We start from the raw sequence: 15849 nt of genomic DNA, 5'->3' as shown, positions 1-15849 counted from the left end.
GCGGCGATCACTCTCCCACGAGAGTCGTCGCGCGGGAAGACCCGACGACGGGCCATGCCCAGCGGCCCCAGGACACCCGCCGCGCGACGGGAACACACCTGCCACGAGGCGCCGTTCGGGGTGGCCCAAGTGCGCGTTGCAGGCATCCCCAGGACAGGTCTCGCTCGACGGACGACCGGCGCCGGGCTCAGCCGGTCGTCGCCGCCAACCCCAGCTCCCGTTCACCCAGCGGCGCGAAGAACGCCGCGACCTCGGCCGGACCGACCTGCGCCAACGTGGCGGGCGACCAGCGCGGATCACGGTCCTTGTCCACCACCTGCGCGCGGATGCCCTCGACCAGGTCAGCCGTGGCCAGCGACGCGCACGAGACCCGATACTCCTGGTCCAACACGAGAGCCAGCGAATCCAGCTCCCGGGCCCGGCGCAGCGCGGCCAGGGTGACCTTGAGCGACGTCGGCGACTTCCCGGCGATCGATTCGGCGGCCTCCTTCGCGGCCGGCTCGCCGCTGCCGAGCAGCCGGTCCACGATCTCCTCGACGCTGTCCGCCGCGTAGCACGCGTCGATCCACCCGCGCCGCTCGGCGAGTTCGCCCGCCGGCGCGGTCTCGGCGTGGCGTGCGGCGGCGTCGGCCGGGTCCTCGGCGGCGAGCGCGTCGAGCAGTGCCGGCAATCGGTCGACCGGTACGAAGTGGTCGGCGAGCCCGCACAGGATCGCGTCGGCGGCGCCGATCGCCCCGGCGGTCAGCGCCAGATGTGTGCCCAGTTCGCCGGGCGCGCGGGAGAGCAGGTATGTGCCGCCGACGTCGGGCACGAAGCCGATCCCGGTCTCCGGCATGGCGACCGTCGAGCGTTCGGTGACGATCCGGACGTCGCCGTGTGCGGAGACGCCGACACCGCCGCCCATCACCACGCCGTCCATGATCGCCACGTAGGGCTTCGGGTAGGCCGCGATCCGCGCGTTGAGCAGGTATTCGTCCCGCCAGAACTCGCGTGCCGCGTGCCCGCCCACGAGTGCGTCGGCGCGGATCGCCCGGATGTCGCCGCCCGCGCACAGCCCGCGCTCGCCGGCTCCGGTCACCAACACCGCCGCGACCTCGTCGTCGTCCGCCCACTCCGCGAGCGCGGCGTGCATCCGGCGCACCATCGGGTGGTCGAGCGCGTTGATCGCGCGCGGGCGGTTCAGCGTGATCCGGCCGAGTCGACCCGCCGGGCCCACCCGATCGACCAGCACCGTGTCCTCGTGCGGGCTCTGCGCTTGCGGCGTCATCGTGCGGCTCGTTCCCTTCGCGGTCCGTGCTCCCGGAAGATCCGGTACGCCTCGCACGCTACCCGGCCGCCGCCCCGGCGGTTCGTAGCGGGCTCTCGGGCTCTCTTTCGGGCCCTCGGATTCTCGGTTTCCCGGGCCCTCACGCTTGACAAATCCGCACAATTTTTTGCTAGACCTGCCCGGGCCGGGTCGTTCGACCCGTCGTGAATCCACTTGTTCGTTGGGATTTATGCCATGGGGCAATCACCCCTCGTTTCGTATCTCCACGTCACCGACGTCACCCGCGTCACACCGCGCGTGGCGCGGGTGACCTTCACCGGGGAGGGACTCGACGACTTTCCCACCTGGCCGGACCAGCAGCTCAAGCTGTGCTTCCCCCGAGCGGGACAGCGCGCGCCGCGTCTGCCGGAGGAGGACCCGGACGACGTGCAGCGGTGGTACCAGGCGTTCCTGGCCATCCCGGACGCCGAGCGCCCGTGGATGCGCAGCTACACGGTCCGTGCCCATCACCGCGAACGCGCGGCGATCGACGTGGACTTCGTGCTGCACCCGGACGCCGGACCGGCCACCCGATGGGCGCGGACGGCCCGGCCCGGCGACGTGCTGGGCCGCTACGGCCCGTCGGCCGGCTACGCCCGCCCGCTGGGCGACGCCGACACGTACCTCCTCGTCGGCGACGAGACCGCGCTGCCCGCGATCGGCTCGATCCTGGCATCGCTCCCGGTGGGCGCCCGCGCGATCGTGTACGCCGAAGTCGTCGACGCGGCCGAGGAACAACACCTCGCGAGCCGGGCCGAACTCACCGTGCACTGGCTGCATCGTGGCGAAGTCCCGCCCGGGAAGCGCGACGTGATGCTGGGCGCGGTGCGCGATGCGGAGCTGCCCGGCGGCTCGGTACGGGCCTGGATCGCGGGCGAGGCCGGTGTGGTGCGGGCGCTGCGCCGACACCTGGTGGACGAACGCGGCCTGGCCAAGGGGCGGATCGAGTTCGCGGGCTACTGGCGACTGCGGCTGACCCAGGACGACGCGCCGACGGAGGAGGATCTGGCCGAGGCGCGCGAGCGTTCGGCGGACGCGGCGCGGGCGGGCGACTCCTGAGCGATCGGCCCGGTACGACCCGCCCGCCCGTCGCGGCCCGCGCCTACACCGCCGCCGGCCAGTTCGGGGCCCGTCCGGCCAGGGCCACCACGCGGTCGAGCAGCGGAGCGTCGGCGGGCAGCGGCACCGCGCGGGCGAACAGGCCCTGGGCGTCCACGGGGGCGTCGACGGAGTGGTCGGCGTCCGGCGGCGGGGTGAGGAAGGCCAGGGAGGCATCCAGGTTCGCGGTGTCCACCGTGTAGTCCCGGCCCAGCGCGCGGGCCAGGTCCCAGCCGTGCAGGACGAGTTCGTTGTGTGCGACCAGGCCCATGATCTCGGCGGGCAACGTCACGCCACCGGCCTGGGTCTCGCCCTCCCACGCGTCCGGCTTGCGCCAGGCGTCCACCAGCTCGGGCAACTGCCGAGACAGCAGATCGCGCCACCGCGGATCCAGGGCGGGCATCGTGCCGCCGGGCGCGGTCTGCGTCGACGGGCCGAACTCCTTGCGCGCCGCGTCGCGGAACGCGGCGGTCAGCCCGACCAGGTGGGAAAGCAGATCCCGGATCGTGTATCGCGTACACGGCGTCGGATCGTCGAGTCGTTCGTCCTCGATCCCGTCCGCGAGCCGGGCGATGGTCGCGGCCGGCGATTGCAGGTCCAGTGTCATGGGGTGACTCCTCTGCGGCTGTGCTGCACGTTGTCGTTCGATTCCGGTCCGAGTCCACCGCGGGTCCACTACGAGTCCACAGCGGGTCCTCGAGGGGTGGACCGGAATGGTCGGGAGAACTCATCGCGATCGGTCGGGAAAACTCATCGCGATTACCCGACCGCGACGACGCGCATGCCGCGCCTGCCCGGGACGGGCGCGCCGGCCGGACTCCCGTACCGGCCGGCGCGCCACCGCGGGGTCAGCTCGCCGTCGGCTCGTTCCGGTGGGTGATCCGGCGTACGGCAGGCGCCGAGACGATCTGGACGACGCCGGTGCCGGGGATGTCCAGGTGCGCGAACCCGCCCTCGAAGGCGACCCGGGCGCTCGGCACGAAGACGGTGGGCTCGCCGTCGGCGCCGATCACCGGGTAGCCGTCGACGAGCTCGACGGACGCGTCCAGCCAGGTGCGGTGCGAGGTCATGCCTGCACCTCCGGGAAGTCCAGCTCCGGCCGGGCCAGGTGGTTGTAGTAGTTGGACAGCGTGTTCAGCGCGATGTGCGCGACGATCTCGGCCTGTTCGGCCTCGGTGACCCCGGCCGCGCGGGCCGCCGCGCGGTCCGGCTCGGCGACCCGGCCCCGGGTGCGCAGGATCGCCCGGGCCAGGCCCAGGACGGCGTCGGTGTGCGGATCGGCGTCGTGCCCGTCGCGGGTGGCCCGCAGCTCCTGCTCGGTCAGCCCGATCAGGCCGCCGCGGAAGGAGTGCGCGCTGACGCAGTAGGTGCACTCGTTCTCCTGCGCGATCAGCAGCGCGAGCTGCTCCCGCAGGCGCGGTCGCAGCACGCCCCGGGTGAGGTGGTCGCGCATCGCGAGGTAGCCCTCCAGCGCGGCCGGGCCGCTCGCGAGCGCGGCGTACAGGTTCGGTACCCGGCCGAGTTGGCGGGCGACCCGGGCGAGGAGTTCCCCGCCGTCGGGCTCCTCGGCGGCGACCGCCGGGGGTGTGGTCGTGGTGGGTGTGGACGACATGCGGACTCCCGAGAGCCTCGAAACCCAAACGGTACCGATCGGTGCCGTTTCGCAGACGGTACTGATCAGTACCGTTTTCGGTCAAGAGGGATTAGGATCCGAACGTGCCCGTCAACGCCCGCGACCGCCTGCTCGCCACCGCCGAGGAACTCTTCTACGCCGAGGGCATCCGTGCCGTCGGCGTCGAGCGCATCCTGGCCGAGTCCGGCGTGGGCCGGGCCTCGATGTATCGGCACTTCCCGAGCAAGGACGACCTCGTGGTCGCCGTTCTGGAGGCCCGCGACCGGCGCTGGCGGAGCTGGCTCGCCGAGCGGGTCGAGGCCCTGGGCGGGCATCCGCTCACCGTCTTCGACGCGCTCGCCGAGCGCTTCGAGCGGGAGGACTTCCGGGGCTGCGCGTTCATCAACACGATGATCGAGTCGGCCGACCCGGACAGCCCCGCACATCGGGTCGCGGCGGCCCACAAGGAACACGTGGTCGACTACCTGGAACAACTCCTGACCGCCGCCGGAATCGCCGAACCGGCCGTCCAGGCCGGCCGATTCGCCCTCCTGATGGACGGCGCCATCGTCACCGCGCTCCGCGAGCGCACCCCGGCCCCGGCCGGTCGGGCCCGCCACCTGGCCCAAGCCCTGCTCGCCGCCGTCCCGCCCACGACATGAGCCCGCGCCGCGCCCCGGTGCGAGGGCGGCGCGGTACGGGCGGTGCGGGGTGCGTGGTGGGTGCGGCGCGGTACGGGCGCGACATGCCGCGACCCGGCGAAGGTTGCCGGATCGCGGTGGCCGGTCAGTCGGTCGGGGTGGGGGCGACCGCCGCCAGTTCGGCGACCGTGCCGGACATGACGGTGCGCAGGTGCCGGGTGATGTGCTCGATCGGCCAGTCCCACCAGGCCAGTTCGAGCAGGCGGGTGATGTCCTCGGGACTGTGCCGGGGGCGGATCGGGCGGGCCGGATTGCCACCGACGATCGTGTAGTCGGGAACGTCGTCGACCACCACCGCGCCGGAGGCGACGATCGCGCCGTGGCCGATGCGTACGCCCGGCATCACGGTGGAGCGGTAGCCGAACCACACGTCGTTGCCGACCACCGTGTCGCCGCGACCCGGGAGGCCGGTGATCAGGTCGAAGTGCTCGGCCCAGGACCCGCCCATGATCGGAAAGGGAAACGTCGAGGGGCCGTCCATCCGGTGGTTGGCGCCGTTCATGATGAACCGTACGCCCTCGCCCAGCGCGCAGAACCGGCCGATCACCAGTCGATCCGGGCCGTAGTGGTAGAGCACGTTGCGGGTCTCGAACGCGGTGGGATCGTCCGGGTCGTCGTAGTACGAGAATTCCCCGACCTCGATCAACGGCGAGGTCACCAACGGCTTGAGCAGCACCACGCGCCGCTGCCCCGGCATCGGGTGCAGCACGGTGGGATCGGCGGGTGGCAGTGCGTTCACGTGATGTACTCCAAGATCTCGAAGTCCTCCGCGGGTTCCTCGCTCGAAAACGGGAGGCGGATTCCCGGTCCGGCCCGGTGTCAACCCCGGAGCGGCCGGCTTCCGCCCGCCGACCGCCCCGACACCCGACCGCTGCGGTTATTCGTAGCGGTACTTGAGCGAGTCCGCCTCCGCCTGCCGGACGTCCTCGATGGTCAACCCGGGCATCCGCAGTTGGGCCAACGTCACCTCGGCCGAACTCGGCTGCGCGTCGGCGGGCAGCCAGCCCTCCGGCTTCCAGGCCGAACTGCGCAGCAGCGCCTTGGGGCAGTGCGGGTAGACCTCGTCCACCTCGACCACGAGGGCGCTCACCGGCTGCTTGCCCACGGCGGTCAACTGCTCCAGCAACTCCGGCCGCGCGGACACGCACGCGCGGCCGTTGGCGCGAAGTGTGGTGGTGCGCCCGGGAATCACGAACAGCAGCCCGACCCGGCCGGTCTCCAGCACGTTGTGCAGCGTGTCCAGGCGCTTGTTGCCGGTGGCGTCGGGGATCACCAGGGTGCGGTCGTCCAGCACGGTGACGAAGCCGGCCGGGCCGCCGCGCGGGGTCACGTCGCAGCGGCCCTGCGCGTCCGTGCTGGCGACGAAGACCAGCGACGCGCAGCCGACCAGCGCGCGGGTCTTCTCGGTGAGCCGGTCCATCTCCTTGGCGGCCGCCGCCGCGCCGGGTTGTTCGTACAACTCGCGCAGGCTCGTGACGTCGGCTATCGCGTCCGCGCGCAGTGCGTCGAACAGCCCGGTGTCGAAGTGTCCGTCGGCGCCGGCCGCGTCGTCCGAGGTGCTGTTTTCCGTGCGTGTGGTCATGGAACCCACCCTAGGAGAGCCCCCGACCGCGGACCGGGCCCGGGTTCCCCGAGGTCCACGGTCCGGCGGTCCGCACCCACCCGGCTCAGCCCACCACCCGGCGCCGGAAGTGGCGGATTCCCCGCCCGAGCAGCAGTGCGGTGCAGCCGAGCAGCACCGGATACACGACATACAGCCCGAGGTGATCGGCCGGCGTGACCGACGCGCGGAAGCCCTCGCTCACGTAGGTCAGCGGATTGAGCAGGGATACGGCCTGGACCCAGCGGATCGGGCCCAGTGTGCTCCACGGGTACAGCGTGCAGCCGAGATAGAGCAGCGGGGTGAGCAGGATCGAGAACAGGGCCATCACGCTGCGCGCCTCGAAGGCGGTGCCCAGATACAGCCCCAGACTGGCGCACATCACCGCGCCGAGCGGGGCCATGGTCAGCAACACCGCCCAGTGCGTGTGCAGTTCGGGTCGGGACGCGGGTACGAACTCGGCGAGCGGGAAGACCACCAGTGCGGCGGCCAGGCCTTGGAGCGCGCCCGCGACGACCTTGGCGACCGCGACCAGGCCGATCGGGATCGGTGACAACACGCGATCGTCGATCTCCCGGGTGTAACCGAACTCCTGCGCCAGCGGCATCGCGACGGCGAAGATGCCCTGGAAGAGCACGACCATCGCGAGCATGCCGGCCAGGAGCGTGGTGGCCTGCTCGGTCGCCTCCGCCCCGTGGCCGCCGCCCGGCCCGATCCGCGGCGTGACGTAACCCAGGACGAACAGCAGCATCAACGGTTGCACGACGGTTCGGGCGATGAAATTGACCGGTTGCCTGCGGAGCACGGTCAGGTCGCGGGCGAGCAGCGCGCGGAACGCGCGCCGGGTCTCGCCGGCGGACAGGCGCGCGGGCGCGACGGGTTCGGCCGGCGCCGCGGTGCCCGAGTGTTCGGGGGTGTCGACGGCGGCCATCAGTCGCGCAACTCCTTGCCGGTGAGCCGGATGAACACGGTTTCCAACGACGGTTCCTCGACCCGTACGTCGCGCGCCGCGATCCGCGCGTCGGCCAGTGCGGCGACCACGATCGGGAAGACCGCCGGCTCGCCCCGAACGGTCAGCGACACCGTGTCGGCGTGCACGCGCACATCGCGGGCTCCCGGGATTCGTGCCCGCAACACCTCGGCCACCTCGGCGGTCGGCGCGTGTGCGCTCACCGCGACCACGGTGTCCGCGTTGATCGAGCGCTTGAGCGCGTCCGGCGTGTCCAGCGCGAGCAACCGGCCCCGATCGATGATCGCGACCCGGTCGGCGAGCCGATCGGCCTCGTCCATGTCGTGGGTGATCAGCACGGTGGTCTGGCCGGCGGCGCGCAACTCGCGGATCAACGCGTGCAGGGCGAGCCGGCTCTGTGGATCCAGGCCGGTGGTGGGCTCGTCCAGGAACAGCACTGCGGGCCGATGCAGGATCGCCCGGGCGATCATCAGCCGCTGGGCCATGCCGCCGGACAGGCCGTCCACCGGCTTGTCGGCGACCGCCGTGAGGGCGACCCGGGCGAGCCCGCGGTCGGCTTCGCGGCGGGCGTCCGCGCGGCGCAGGCCGAAGTACCGGCCGTGGAAGACCAGGTTCTCGCGCACGGTCAGGCCGCGGTCGAGGGTGTTGCGCTGCGGCACCACGCCGATTTCCCGGCGTGCGGCGGCGGGGTGGGTCGCGACGTCGACGCCGGCGACCAGGGCCCGGCCGGAGGTCGGCACGATCGCGGTGGTGAGCATGCCCACCGTGGTGGACTTGCCCGCGCCGTTGGGGCCGAGCAGCGCGAACACCTCGCCGCGCCGGACCGCGAGGTCCAGGCCGTGCACCGCGGTGGTGCCGTCCGGATAGACCTTCGCGAGTCCTTCGGCACGGACCACCACGGGGGTGTCCGGACCGGGAGCGGGTGGCGGATCGACCGCCGAGGGGTGGACATCGGGCAAGGAGGGAGATGACACGGCTGCTCCCGGGTCTCGATCGAATTATTTGACTGGACCGTCCAGTCAAAATATTGCTCCGCTAGTATTGGACGCATGAGTCCAAGTGGTCAAGGCCGACGGGATACCGGATCGGCCGGGCAGTCGCCGCGTCCCGCCGCGCGGCCGGGGCGACCCGACAAGCGCCAGGCCATCGTCGAGGCGGCCAAGCGGGTGTTTCTGCGGTACGGCTTCACCGATACGAGCGTCGATGTGATCGCCGCCGAGGCGGGCGCCTCCAAGCAGACCGTGTACAACCACTTCGGCGACAAGAAGACGCTGTTCGTCGCGGTTGTCGAGACGGCCCAGCGGGACGCGGCGAATCGTTCCGTCGCCCGCTTCGCCGCGCTCTTCCACGAGTCGGGCGACCTGGAGCACGACCTGCGCGCGGCGGCTCGGATCTGGACCGAACTCGTGCTGGATCGGGAGATGGTGGCCCTGCGTCGGGTGATAGTGGCCGAGCAGTGGCGTCATCCCGAACTGGCCGAGGAATGGGCCCGGCCCCGCCCGGCCTTCGACGAGGCGGTGGCCCGCGAGATCGGCAAGTACGTCGAGGCGGGCGTCCTGGACATCCCCGATGTGCCCCTGGCGACACACCAGTTGATCCTGCTCACCGCGCACGAGGCGATCCATCGCTCGCGGGACGGCCTGCACGAGGTCACCTCCACCGAGATCGGGCGGATCGTCGACGACGGCGTGCGGATGTGGCTGCGCAGCTACCGGGCGCGCCCGTGACGCGGGCCCGCGTCACGACGACCGCCCCGACGCCCGGGCGTCCCGCGCCCGCGCGGTCGTAGGGTCGGCGCATGCGTGACGATCTGGACCTGAGCGTGCCCGTACCGGACGACGTCCGTCGGGTGGTCTCGCTGGTGCCCTCGCTCACCGAGGCGGTCGCGGCGAGCGCGCCCGGATTGTTGGTCGGCGCCACCGACTGGTGCACGCATCCCGCCGAGTTGGACGTGGTCCGGGTGCGCGGCACCAAGAACCCCGACCTGGACACGATTCGCGCGCTCGCCCCGGACCTGGTCCTGGCCAACGAGGAGGAGAACCGCGCCGTGGATCTGGCCGCGCTGCGGGCCGCCGGAATCGCCGTGTGGGTCACCCGGGTTCGCGGCTTGGACGAGGCGTTCACCGCGCTCGAACGTATGCTCGCGCTCGGATGCCGGCTTCCCGTCCCGCCCTGGCTCGACCGCTGCCGCGCCGCGTGGGCCGCGCTGCCGCCGGCTCCGCCGCGGCGACGGGCGATCATCCCGGTGTGGCGCCGTCCGTGGATGGTGGCCGGCCGGGACACCTTCGCGGGCGACGTCCTCGCCCGCTTCGGCGTCGTGAACGTCTTCGCGTCCCACCCCGAGCGCTGGCCCGCGATCCCGTTGGCGGAACTGCGGGCCGCCGCACCGGATCTGGTGGTCCTGCCGGACGAACCCTACGCGTTCACCGCGGACGACGGCCCCGAGGCGTTCCCCGGCGTCCCGACCGCACTCGTCAGCGGACGCCACCTCACCTGGTACGGCCCGTCCCTGGCCGAGGCCCCCGCGCTGCTCGCCGCCCGACTCGCGCCGTAGCCACACACGCCGTGCCCGGCGTCCCGGCGTCCCGGCGTCCCGGCGTCCCGGCGTCCCGGCGTCCCGGCGTCGCCTGTGCCCTGGACCCCGTGCCCCCTGCCCCCTGCCCCCTGCCCCGTGCCCGGTGCCCGGTGCCCTCAGAGGGTGATCTGGTACAGCACGAAGCCCCGGTTCAGCCCCACTCGGTCGTAGAGCCGGCGGGCCGTGGCGTTGTCCTGGTGGGTCGACCAGTACACCCGCGAGCACTCGCGTTCGCGGGCCCAATCGGCCACCGCGGCGATCAACGCGCCCGCAACCCCCTTGCCCCGGGCCTTCGGTGCGGTGAACAGGTCCTGGAGGTAGCACACGTCGGGCGCCGTGGTGCTGGCGTGCACGAGGAAGTGGGTGATACCCACCAGCTCGCCGTCCACCTTCGCGCCCAGCGCGTGCATCCGGGTGTCCTCCTGGAACGCGGTCCACGCCCGGTCGAACAACTCTGGGGCGAGCGTGCGCTCGTAGAAGGTGTTGTAGCCCTCGAACAGGACCTGCCACTCCGCCCGGTCCGCCGGCGTGAGCCTGCCGATGTCGACCACGAGCCGCCTCCAAGGATGATGCGAAAGGGCAAACCCTATCCACGCGTTCGGCCCGAGCGTCCGCCGGCACGGCCGGTGCCCGAACATGCCGCTGCCCGCAGGCGGGTGCCTGCGGGCAGCGGTGCCGGGCGGGGTCGAACGCCCGACCGGGTCGTTCCCGTCCGCGCGTCAGCGCAGCCGCAGCGCCGTGCGCAGCGTGGTGAACAGCTCCGTCTGGTCGGTCACGCCCAGCACTCGGTAGGCCTGCGGGCCCTGCGCCGCGATGCGCACCTCGGTGCCGGTGTGCTCCTGCGACTTGCCCGGGGTGTTGGTCGAGTAGTTGACCTTCAGTTGCCCACCCTCGTTGGTGACCAGCGTCGAGGACAGACCCGGCGGGGTGGCCTCCAGCGGCACGATCTGGCTGGTGTGGCCGTGGTCCGCGGTGGTCACCACGAGCGTGTCGGGGTGCTTGGCCGCGTAGTCGCGGGCCAGCTTGACCGCCTGGTCGAACGCGACGGTCTCGCCGATCTGACCGCACGGGTCGGCGGCGTGGTCCTGCTTGTCGATCGAGGCACCCTCGACTTGGAGGAAGAAGCCCTTGCCGCGGTCGTGACCGCGGCCGGACTGCTTGGCCTCCAGCAGTTCCAGCGCCTTCGCGGTGGACTGCGCCAGGCTCGGCGTACCGGCCGGACGGGCCGGGTTGGAGGTCACGCAGCGCTGCGGTTCGGTGCCGCCCACCGCGGCCGCCTTGCCGGTCCACTCGACCGGCACGTTGACCGGCGCGAACAGGCCGAGTACCGGCTTGCCGGCCTTGGCGGCCTCGAGCGAGTCGGCGTCGGTGACCACCTGGTAGCCCTGCGCCTGGGCCTGCTGGGTGACCGTCCTGCCCGCGAACGGACCCTGCGTGATGGTCTGGTCGAAGCGTGCCTTGCCGCCGCCCAGGAGCACGTCCACCTTGTGCGCGACGCTCTGCTCGGCGATCGAGCCGGGGCCGCCGGCGGCGATCGTGTCGGTCGGGCACTTGGCCATGTCCGCCGGGCCCGCGCAGCTGCGGTCGGTGGCGTGCGCGGCCAGTACGGCCGGGGTGGCGTCGGTCAGCTCGGAGGTGGTGACGCTGCCGGTGGCGTAGCCGTTGCGCTGGGCCAGCTCCAGGATGGTGGGCACGGCCTTGTCGGTGTCCGGGGTCTTGGAGATGCGCCCGTTGACCGTCTTGTGCCCGGTCGCCCACCCGGTGCCGCTCGCGGCCGAGTCGGTGACGTAGTCGGGACGGTTCTCCTTGTCCACCGCGTACGTCGTGTACGCGCCGGTCAGCGGGAAGCGGTCCATGTTCAGCCGGCCGGCGGCGCCGACCGAGTAGTTCCGGGCGAGAGTGATCTCGGAGTCGCCCATGCCGTCACCGATCAGCAGGATGACGTTCTTGGCCGATCCGTCCGTGATCGAGTGCCGGGCTTGATCCGCCTGACCGAACGCCGACGCCGCGCCGGGTACGGCGACGCCGATGGCCAGTACGACGGCCGCACCCCACGCGAGATGACGGCGGGACACACGCAGATCCGGCATTTCTCCTCCTTCGAGGTCGACGCGTTGCCGACGTGGCAGAGTCCATCAGTCGTGGGGGAACCAAGGGGCGAAGAACAGATGACGTGTCGTGTACGGCCGCGTGGCCGTTGCCCGCCCCCTACAAACCGAGGGAATCCGCCGAAATGCCGAGCGATCCGACACCATCCGTCATCGCAGTGCCACCCACTGCGACCGTCGGTCGAGCTCGCACGGGCCGTAGCGGGCGGCTTCCGCATTCGTGGTCAGCGCCCAGTAGCGGTCGCCGTAGGACCAGTGCCACCACTCCGTGGGGTAGTTGACCAGTCCGCCGGCGGTCAGTGCGGCGCTCAGCACGTCGCGGTTGGCGCGGGCGGTCGCGTCGATGTTCTCGGCGGCGGTGTAGCAGGCTCCGGCGCTGTCCTCGGGACTGGCGTTCATCGGGGTGCCGAGGTCGAGTTCGCGGCCGTCCGGGTCGACCAGCGTCAGGTCGACCGCCGCGCCGGCGCTGTGCGGAGCGATGTCGGGTGGTGAGACGTAGCGACTGGCCGCGATGTGGATCCGGTCGGCGGACCAGTCGGGACGCGCGGCCCGCAACTCGTCCGAGTACTCCTCGAAGTAGTGCCGTTGCAGTGCCGGCGGCCGGTACCCCTCGACGAACAACAACCGCAGCCCGTCCGGCAGCGCCGCCTGGGCCTTGATCAACCGGTCGAGCACGCCCACCCGCAGGAACGAGAACGTCTCGGCTCGATCCGCCTGGCGCAGGTCCACCGGCAGTGAGCCGTCCAGGCGGACATCGACGAGCGGTTCGTCGCACTCGTGTACGGGGACGGCGGCCACGCGAGGATCGGACATCAAGATGATCTGTTGCATGCGGTGATCATCTCGTGCCGCACCCGGAGCACTTGCGCGTGGTCCGGTCGTGGCGTCCCGGGTCGCGCGTCGTGCCCGGGGCGTACTCCGGTCAGACCACGGGCGCGCCGCGCTCACGCAACAACCGCACCAGTTCCGCCCGGTCGCCCGGCACCCGGCCCAGCGCGGTGTACCCCTCGTCGTTGCGGATCCCGGCGTCCGCTCCCGCGTCGAGCAACAGGCGGGCGCAGTCCAGGCTTCCCGCGTTGCACGTACGCATCAGCGCCGTCCATCCCGACGCCGACCGGGCGTTCACCGCCGCGCCGTGGTCGAGCAGCAGCCGCGCCAGGTCCGGGTGTGCCATCGAAGCCGCCGCGATCAGCGGAGTCTGCCCGTCGAGGAAGCGCGACCTCGGATCCCGCCCCTCGATCTCCGCGCCGGCGGCCAGGAGTTCGCGCACGGCCTCGGGATCGCCCCGCTCGATGGCCACGAACAGCTCGCCCCCGGGCGCGTGCGGATCCCACCCGGCGGGCCCCGGGCCCGACCCTTGCGACTCGGTCGACGACATCCCGCCACCCTGCCACACCGGCGCTCCGGGAGCGGGAACCGGCACTCGATGTGCGGACCGGGACAGGGGTCGGCGGGGCGACCGAGGGCCGCTTGACCTCAACTCGACTTGAAGTTCGATAGTGATCCCGGAACCGGCGAACGCGGGCCATCGGGCCGCGAACGTCCACCATCGAACCCGGGAGCCACCACATGCGCGCGATCCGACTGCACTCCTTCGGTCCCGCCGAGAACCTGCGCCTCGAAGAGCTGCCCGAGCCGGTGCCGGCCGAGGGGCAGGTGCGTGTGGATGTCCGAGTGAGCGGCGTGCACCTGATCGAGACCAGGCTCCGGCGTGGCATCGCGGTCGGCCCGCACCGCCCGCCCGAGTTGCCGATCACCCCCGGCAGCGAGGTGGCGGGTGTGGTGGGGGCGGTCGGCCCGGGAGTGTCGGCCGACTGGCTGGGCCGCCGGGTCGTCGTGCAACTGGGCGATGCGGGCGGGTACGCCGAGCAGGCGCTCGCCGACGAGTCCGCGCTGTACCCGATCCCCGACGAATTGGCCGACGACGTCGCGGTCGCGGCGATCACCACCGGCACCACGGCGCAGGGTGTCCTGGGAGTGGCCCGGTTGACCGAGCGGGACGTGGTGCTGGTGATGTCGGCCGCAGGCGGTCTGGGCAGCCTGTTCGTCCAGGCGGCGAAGGCCGCGGGCGCGCTGGTGGTCGGGGTCGCGGGCGGCGCCGCGAAGGTGGCCCGGGTGCGTGCGCTCGGCGCCGACGTCGCGGTGGACTACTCCGCCGCGGACTGGCCCGAGCGGGTACGGACGGCGTTGGCGGGCCGCGAGATCGGCATCGTGCTCGACGGTGTCGGCGGTGCTTCGGGCCGACGGGCGCTGGAACTGCTCGGGCCCGGTGGGCGCTTCCTGATGTACGGCTGGGCGGCCGGTGAGCCGACCGAGATCACCACGCGCGACCTGGTCGAGCGCCAACTGACCGCGACCTGGGCGATCGGCCCGAACATGGTGCCGCCCGGCGGATGGCGCGAGTTGACCACCCGGGCGCTGCGCGAGGCGGCCCGGGGCCGGCTGGTCCCGACCATCACCCGCTTCCCGCTCGACCGGGCCGCCGACGCGCACGCCGCGCTGGAGGGTCGGGCGGCCGAGGGGAAGGTGGTGCTGACGGTATAGGCCCACCGCCGTCGACGCGCCGTGCGGGCACAACCGCGTTGGCGGGTCGGGTTCGCGACGCCGGAGGCGACCGTGACGGCGAGGGTGATCGCGAGGCCGAGGGCGACCGTGATCGTGACCGCCACGGTCACGCGGATCGGCTCGGCGATCGTGCGCCCGGGAGGTCATGACGGGCACAATGGTGATATGTCCAACGTTGCGCAGGATGATATTTCTTGGCTCGCGACGGTCGACGACCTCGGCGCCGCGGCCGGCGGCGGGTCGGCGGTGCGCACGCCCGCCGACCCCACGGGGCGCGAACTCCCTTCGCGATGGCGGTTGGACTGGGTGACCGGGCCGTGGGTGGCGGCCGAACACCGGGCCGCGCCGCTCGTTCGGAGAGGACAGCCGGGCGGGTCGGGCGCATCGGCCGAACTCCCGGCCGAACAGGCCGAGCCGGTCGCGGGGGACGGCCATCGCCCGCCGTCGGTGCGCGCGGTGGTCCCCGAGCAGCCGATCGGTGAGCCGCTGACCGGTCACGACGGGCGCGTGGACGCGGTGGCCACCGCGCTGGTCGGTGGGCGTCCGGTCGTGGTCGCGGGCACCGCCGGGTGGGGCGCGACGGTGCGCGTGTTCGACCTCGAACGCGGACACCAACTGTGCCGACCGCTGACCGGCCGGACCGCGTGGGTGGGCGCGGCGCGGGCCGTCGTGGCCGGCCGCCCGGTCGCGGTGACCGGCGACGCGGCCGGCGTACGGGTATGGGACCCGGCCACCGGCCTGCCGGTCGGTGAACCGCTGTCCGACTCGGTGTGGGCGGTGGCCACGGCCGTGCTGGACGGACGCCCCGTCGTCGTCGCCGGGGCGGAGTCCGGTCGGGACGCCGGCCGCGAGCACGCGGTGCGGGTCTTCGACCTGGCCACCGGAGCCGAGTTCGGCGCGCCCCTGGTCGGACACACCTGCGTGGTCACGGGCGTGGCCACGGCCGTCGTCCGAGGCCGCCCGGTCGCCGTCACCGGCGGTTGGGACGCGGCGCGGGTGTGGGACCTGACCACCCGCGAGCCGATCGGCGAACCCCTGGCCGAGTATGTGTCGGCCGTGGCGACCGGGCTGCTCGACGGCCGGCCGATCGCGGTGGTCGGCGGCGCGAGCGGCGCGACCGAGGAGCGCGGGACGGTACGGGTCTGGGATCTGAGCACCCGCAGCCCGATCGGCCCCTGCCTGGTCTTCCCGTTGTCGGTGGACGCCCTCGCGGTGGCCCCGGGCGGCCGGCTGGTGGTCGGGTTCGGCCGTGAACTCGCCGCGCTGCGGTGCGACTGAGCGGCGGACCTCACGGCGCCACCGTTCGACGCGCCG

The 15849-nt window shown here is 72.6% G+C and carries 18 protein-coding genes; 6 read left to right on the top strand and 12 right to left on the bottom strand.

What is annotated here, in order from left to right; translation table 11 throughout:
* Window positions 1-187: 187 nt before the first annotated feature.
* Window positions 188-1267 (bottom strand): enoyl-CoA hydratase/isomerase family protein, encoded by a 1080-nt coding sequence (locus tag OG948_RS45700; RefSeq protein ID WP_331770923.1) that lies wholly within the window; start codon window positions 1265-1267, stop codon window positions 188-190.
* A gap of 234 nt (window positions 1268-1501) precedes the next feature.
* Between OG948_RS45700 and OG948_RS45695 the strand changes: the two genes are divergently transcribed.
* A complete protein-coding gene (locus OG948_RS45695; protein WP_331770922.1) occupies window positions 1502-2365 on the top strand; it encodes a siderophore-interacting protein in 864 nt (287 codons plus the stop codon).
* Window positions 2366-2408: 43 nt separating this feature from the next.
* Here OG948_RS45695 and OG948_RS45690 read toward each other — a convergent pair whose 3' ends face one another.
* From OG948_RS45690 to OG948_RS45680, 3 genes are all read right to left on the bottom strand, one after another.
* Entirely contained in the window at window positions 2409-3011 is a 603-nt protein-coding gene (locus OG948_RS45690) for a TIGR03086 family metal-binding protein (protein WP_331770921.1), read from the bottom strand.
* Window positions 3012-3252: 241 nt separating this feature from the next.
* The gene (locus OG948_RS45685) at window positions 3253-3474 is read right to left on the bottom strand and encodes a hypothetical protein (RefSeq protein WP_331770920.1); all 222 of its coding nucleotides are present in this window, start codon (window positions 3472-3474) and stop codon (window positions 3253-3255) included.
* On the bottom strand, window positions 3471-4016 hold the full coding sequence (locus tag OG948_RS45680) for a carboxymuconolactone decarboxylase family protein (RefSeq protein ID WP_331770919.1): 546 nt from the start codon (window positions 4014-4016) through the stop codon (window positions 3471-3473). Before OG948_RS45680 ends, OG948_RS45685 begins: the two co-directional genes overlap by 4 nt.
* A 104-nt stretch (window positions 4017-4120) precedes the next feature.
* On the opposite strand from OG948_RS45680, the gene OG948_RS45675 reads away from it, so the two are divergent.
* On the top strand, window positions 4121-4678 hold the full coding sequence (locus OG948_RS45675) for a TetR family transcriptional regulator (RefSeq protein WP_331770918.1): 558 nt from the start codon (window positions 4121-4123) through the stop codon (window positions 4676-4678).
* Between the two features lie 124 nt (window positions 4679-4802).
* Here the strand turns inward: OG948_RS45675 and OG948_RS45670 are convergent, their stop codons facing one another.
* The 4 genes from OG948_RS45670 to OG948_RS45655 all read right to left on the bottom strand — a co-directional run bounded on the left by OG948_RS45670 (window position 4803) and on the right by OG948_RS45655 (window position 8261).
* Window positions 4803-5414, bottom strand: coding sequence for a CatB-related O-acetyltransferase (locus OG948_RS45670; protein WP_331773519.1), 612 nt, complete (start codon window positions 5412-5414; stop codon window positions 4803-4805).
* A gap of 180 nt (window positions 5415-5594) precedes the next feature.
* Complete coding sequence (locus tag OG948_RS45665) at window positions 5595-6299, bottom strand: MSMEG_1061 family FMN-dependent PPOX-type flavoprotein (protein WP_331770917.1); 705 nt, start codon at window positions 6297-6299, stop codon at window positions 5595-5597.
* An 85-nt stretch (window positions 6300-6384) separates the two neighbouring features.
* Window positions 6385-7248, bottom strand: coding sequence for an ABC transporter permease (locus OG948_RS45660; protein ID WP_331770916.1), 864 nt, complete (start codon window positions 7246-7248; stop codon window positions 6385-6387).
* Window positions 7248-8261, bottom strand: a complete 1014-nt coding sequence (locus OG948_RS45655; protein WP_331770915.1) for an ABC transporter ATP-binding protein — start codon at window positions 8259-8261, stop codon at window positions 7248-7250. The genes OG948_RS45660 and OG948_RS45655 overlap by 1 nt, the downstream gene beginning before the upstream one ends.
* 75 nt (window positions 8262-8336) lie before the next feature.
* Here OG948_RS45655 and OG948_RS45650 point away from each other — a divergent pair, with 75 nt between their 5' ends.
* Together OG948_RS45650 and OG948_RS45645 are read left to right on the top strand one after the other, a co-directional pair.
* The gene (locus OG948_RS45650; protein WP_331770914.1) at window positions 8337-9014 is read left to right on the top strand and encodes a TetR/AcrR family transcriptional regulator; all 678 of its coding nucleotides are present in this window, start codon (window positions 8337-8339) and stop codon (window positions 9012-9014) included.
* Window positions 9015-9085: 71 nt separating this feature from the next.
* Window positions 9086-9841, top strand: a complete 756-nt coding sequence (locus OG948_RS45645; protein WP_331770913.1) for a helical backbone metal receptor — start codon at window positions 9086-9088, stop codon at window positions 9839-9841.
* 137 nt (window positions 9842-9978) lie between these two features.
* On the opposite strand, the gene OG948_RS45640 is transcribed toward OG948_RS45645, so the two are convergent.
* The 4 genes from OG948_RS45640 to OG948_RS45625 all read right to left on the bottom strand — a co-directional run bounded on the left by OG948_RS45640 (window position 9979) and on the right by OG948_RS45625 (window position 13348).
* Window positions 9979-10413 (bottom strand): GNAT family N-acetyltransferase, encoded by a 435-nt coding sequence (locus OG948_RS45640; protein ID WP_331770912.1) that lies wholly within the window; start codon window positions 10411-10413, stop codon window positions 9979-9981.
* A gap of 168 nt (window positions 10414-10581) precedes the next feature.
* Entirely contained in the window at window positions 10582-11952 is a 1371-nt protein-coding gene (locus OG948_RS45635; protein WP_331770911.1) for an alkaline phosphatase, read from the bottom strand.
* 168 nt (window positions 11953-12120) lie between these two features.
* Window positions 12121-12801, bottom strand: a complete 681-nt coding sequence (locus tag OG948_RS45630; RefSeq protein WP_331770910.1) for a M15 family metallopeptidase — start codon at window positions 12799-12801, stop codon at window positions 12121-12123.
* 91 nt (window positions 12802-12892) lie between these two features.
* Window positions 12893-13348, bottom strand: a complete 456-nt coding sequence (locus OG948_RS45625) for an ankyrin repeat domain-containing protein (RefSeq protein WP_331770909.1) — start codon at window positions 13346-13348, stop codon at window positions 12893-12895.
* Between the two features lie 191 nt (window positions 13349-13539).
* Here OG948_RS45625 and OG948_RS45620 point away from each other — a divergent pair, with 191 nt between their 5' ends.
* Complete coding sequence (locus OG948_RS45620) at window positions 13540-14514, top strand: zinc-binding dehydrogenase (protein WP_331770908.1); 975 nt, start codon at window positions 13540-13542, stop codon at window positions 14512-14514.
* Window positions 14515-14700: 186 nt separating this feature from the next.
* The gene (locus OG948_RS45615; RefSeq protein WP_331770907.1) at window positions 14701-15813 is read left to right on the top strand and encodes a hypothetical protein; all 1113 of its coding nucleotides are present in this window, start codon (window positions 14701-14703) and stop codon (window positions 15811-15813) included.
* Window positions 15814-15849 lie beyond the last annotated feature (36 nt).

It is taken from the genome of Embleya sp. NBC_00888 (assembly GCF_045207655.1).
Lineage (GTDB): Bacteria > Actinomycetota > Actinomycetes > Streptomycetales > Streptomycetaceae > Embleya.
The sequence above is the reverse complement of the archived record's forward strand: the minus strand, read 5'-3'. Positions and strand labels throughout refer to the sequence as shown.

Bases quoted from the DNA above. Each gene is read 5' to 3' on its own strand.
- OG948_RS45660 (WP_331770916.1), bottom strand. From the start codon at position 7,248: ATGGCCGCCGTCGACACCCCCGAACACTCGGGCACCGCGGCGCCGGCC.
- OG948_RS45665 (WP_331770917.1), bottom strand. From the start codon at position 6,299: ATGACCACACGCACGGAAAACAGCACCTCGGACGACGCGGCCGGCGCC.
- OG948_RS45680 (WP_331770919.1), bottom strand. From the start codon at position 4,016: ATGTCGTCCACACCCACCACGACCACACCCCCGGCGGTCGCCGCCGAG.
- OG948_RS45615 (WP_331770907.1), top strand. From the start codon at position 14,701: ATGTCCAACGTTGCGCAGGATGATATTTCTTGGCTCGCGACGGTCGAC.
- OG948_RS45635 (WP_331770911.1), bottom strand. From the start codon at position 11,952: ATGCCGGATCTGCGTGTGTCCCGCCGTCATCTCGCGTGGGGTGCGGCC.
- OG948_RS45685 (WP_331770920.1), bottom strand. From the start codon at position 3,474: ATGACCTCGCACCGCACCTGGCTGGACGCGTCCGTCGAGCTCGTCGAC.
- OG948_RS45670 (WP_331773519.1), bottom strand. From the start codon at position 5,414: ATGCCGGGGCAGCGGCGCGTGGTGCTGCTCAAGCCGTTGGTGACCTCG.
- OG948_RS45630 (WP_331770910.1), bottom strand. From the start codon at position 12,801: ATGCAACAGATCATCTTGATGTCCGATCCTCGCGTGGCCGCCGTCCCC.
- OG948_RS45690 (WP_331770921.1), bottom strand. From the start codon at position 3,011: ATGACACTGGACCTGCAATCGCCGGCCGCGACCATCGCCCGGCTCGCG.
- OG948_RS45620 (WP_331770908.1), top strand. From the start codon at position 13,540: ATGCGCGCGATCCGACTGCACTCCTTCGGTCCCGCCGAGAACCTGCGC.
- OG948_RS45650 (WP_331770914.1), top strand. From the start codon at position 8,337: ATGAGTCCAAGTGGTCAAGGCCGACGGGATACCGGATCGGCCGGGCAG.
- OG948_RS45695 (WP_331770922.1), top strand. From the start codon at position 1,502: ATGGGGCAATCACCCCTCGTTTCGTATCTCCACGTCACCGACGTCACC.
- OG948_RS45645 (WP_331770913.1), top strand. From the start codon at position 9,086: ATGCGTGACGATCTGGACCTGAGCGTGCCCGTACCGGACGACGTCCGT.
- OG948_RS45625 (WP_331770909.1), bottom strand. From the start codon at position 13,348: ATGTCGTCGACCGAGTCGCAAGGGTCGGGCCCGGGGCCCGCCGGGTGG.
- OG948_RS45700 (WP_331770923.1), bottom strand. From the start codon at position 1,267: ATGACGCCGCAAGCGCAGAGCCCGCACGAGGACACGGTGCTGGTCGAT.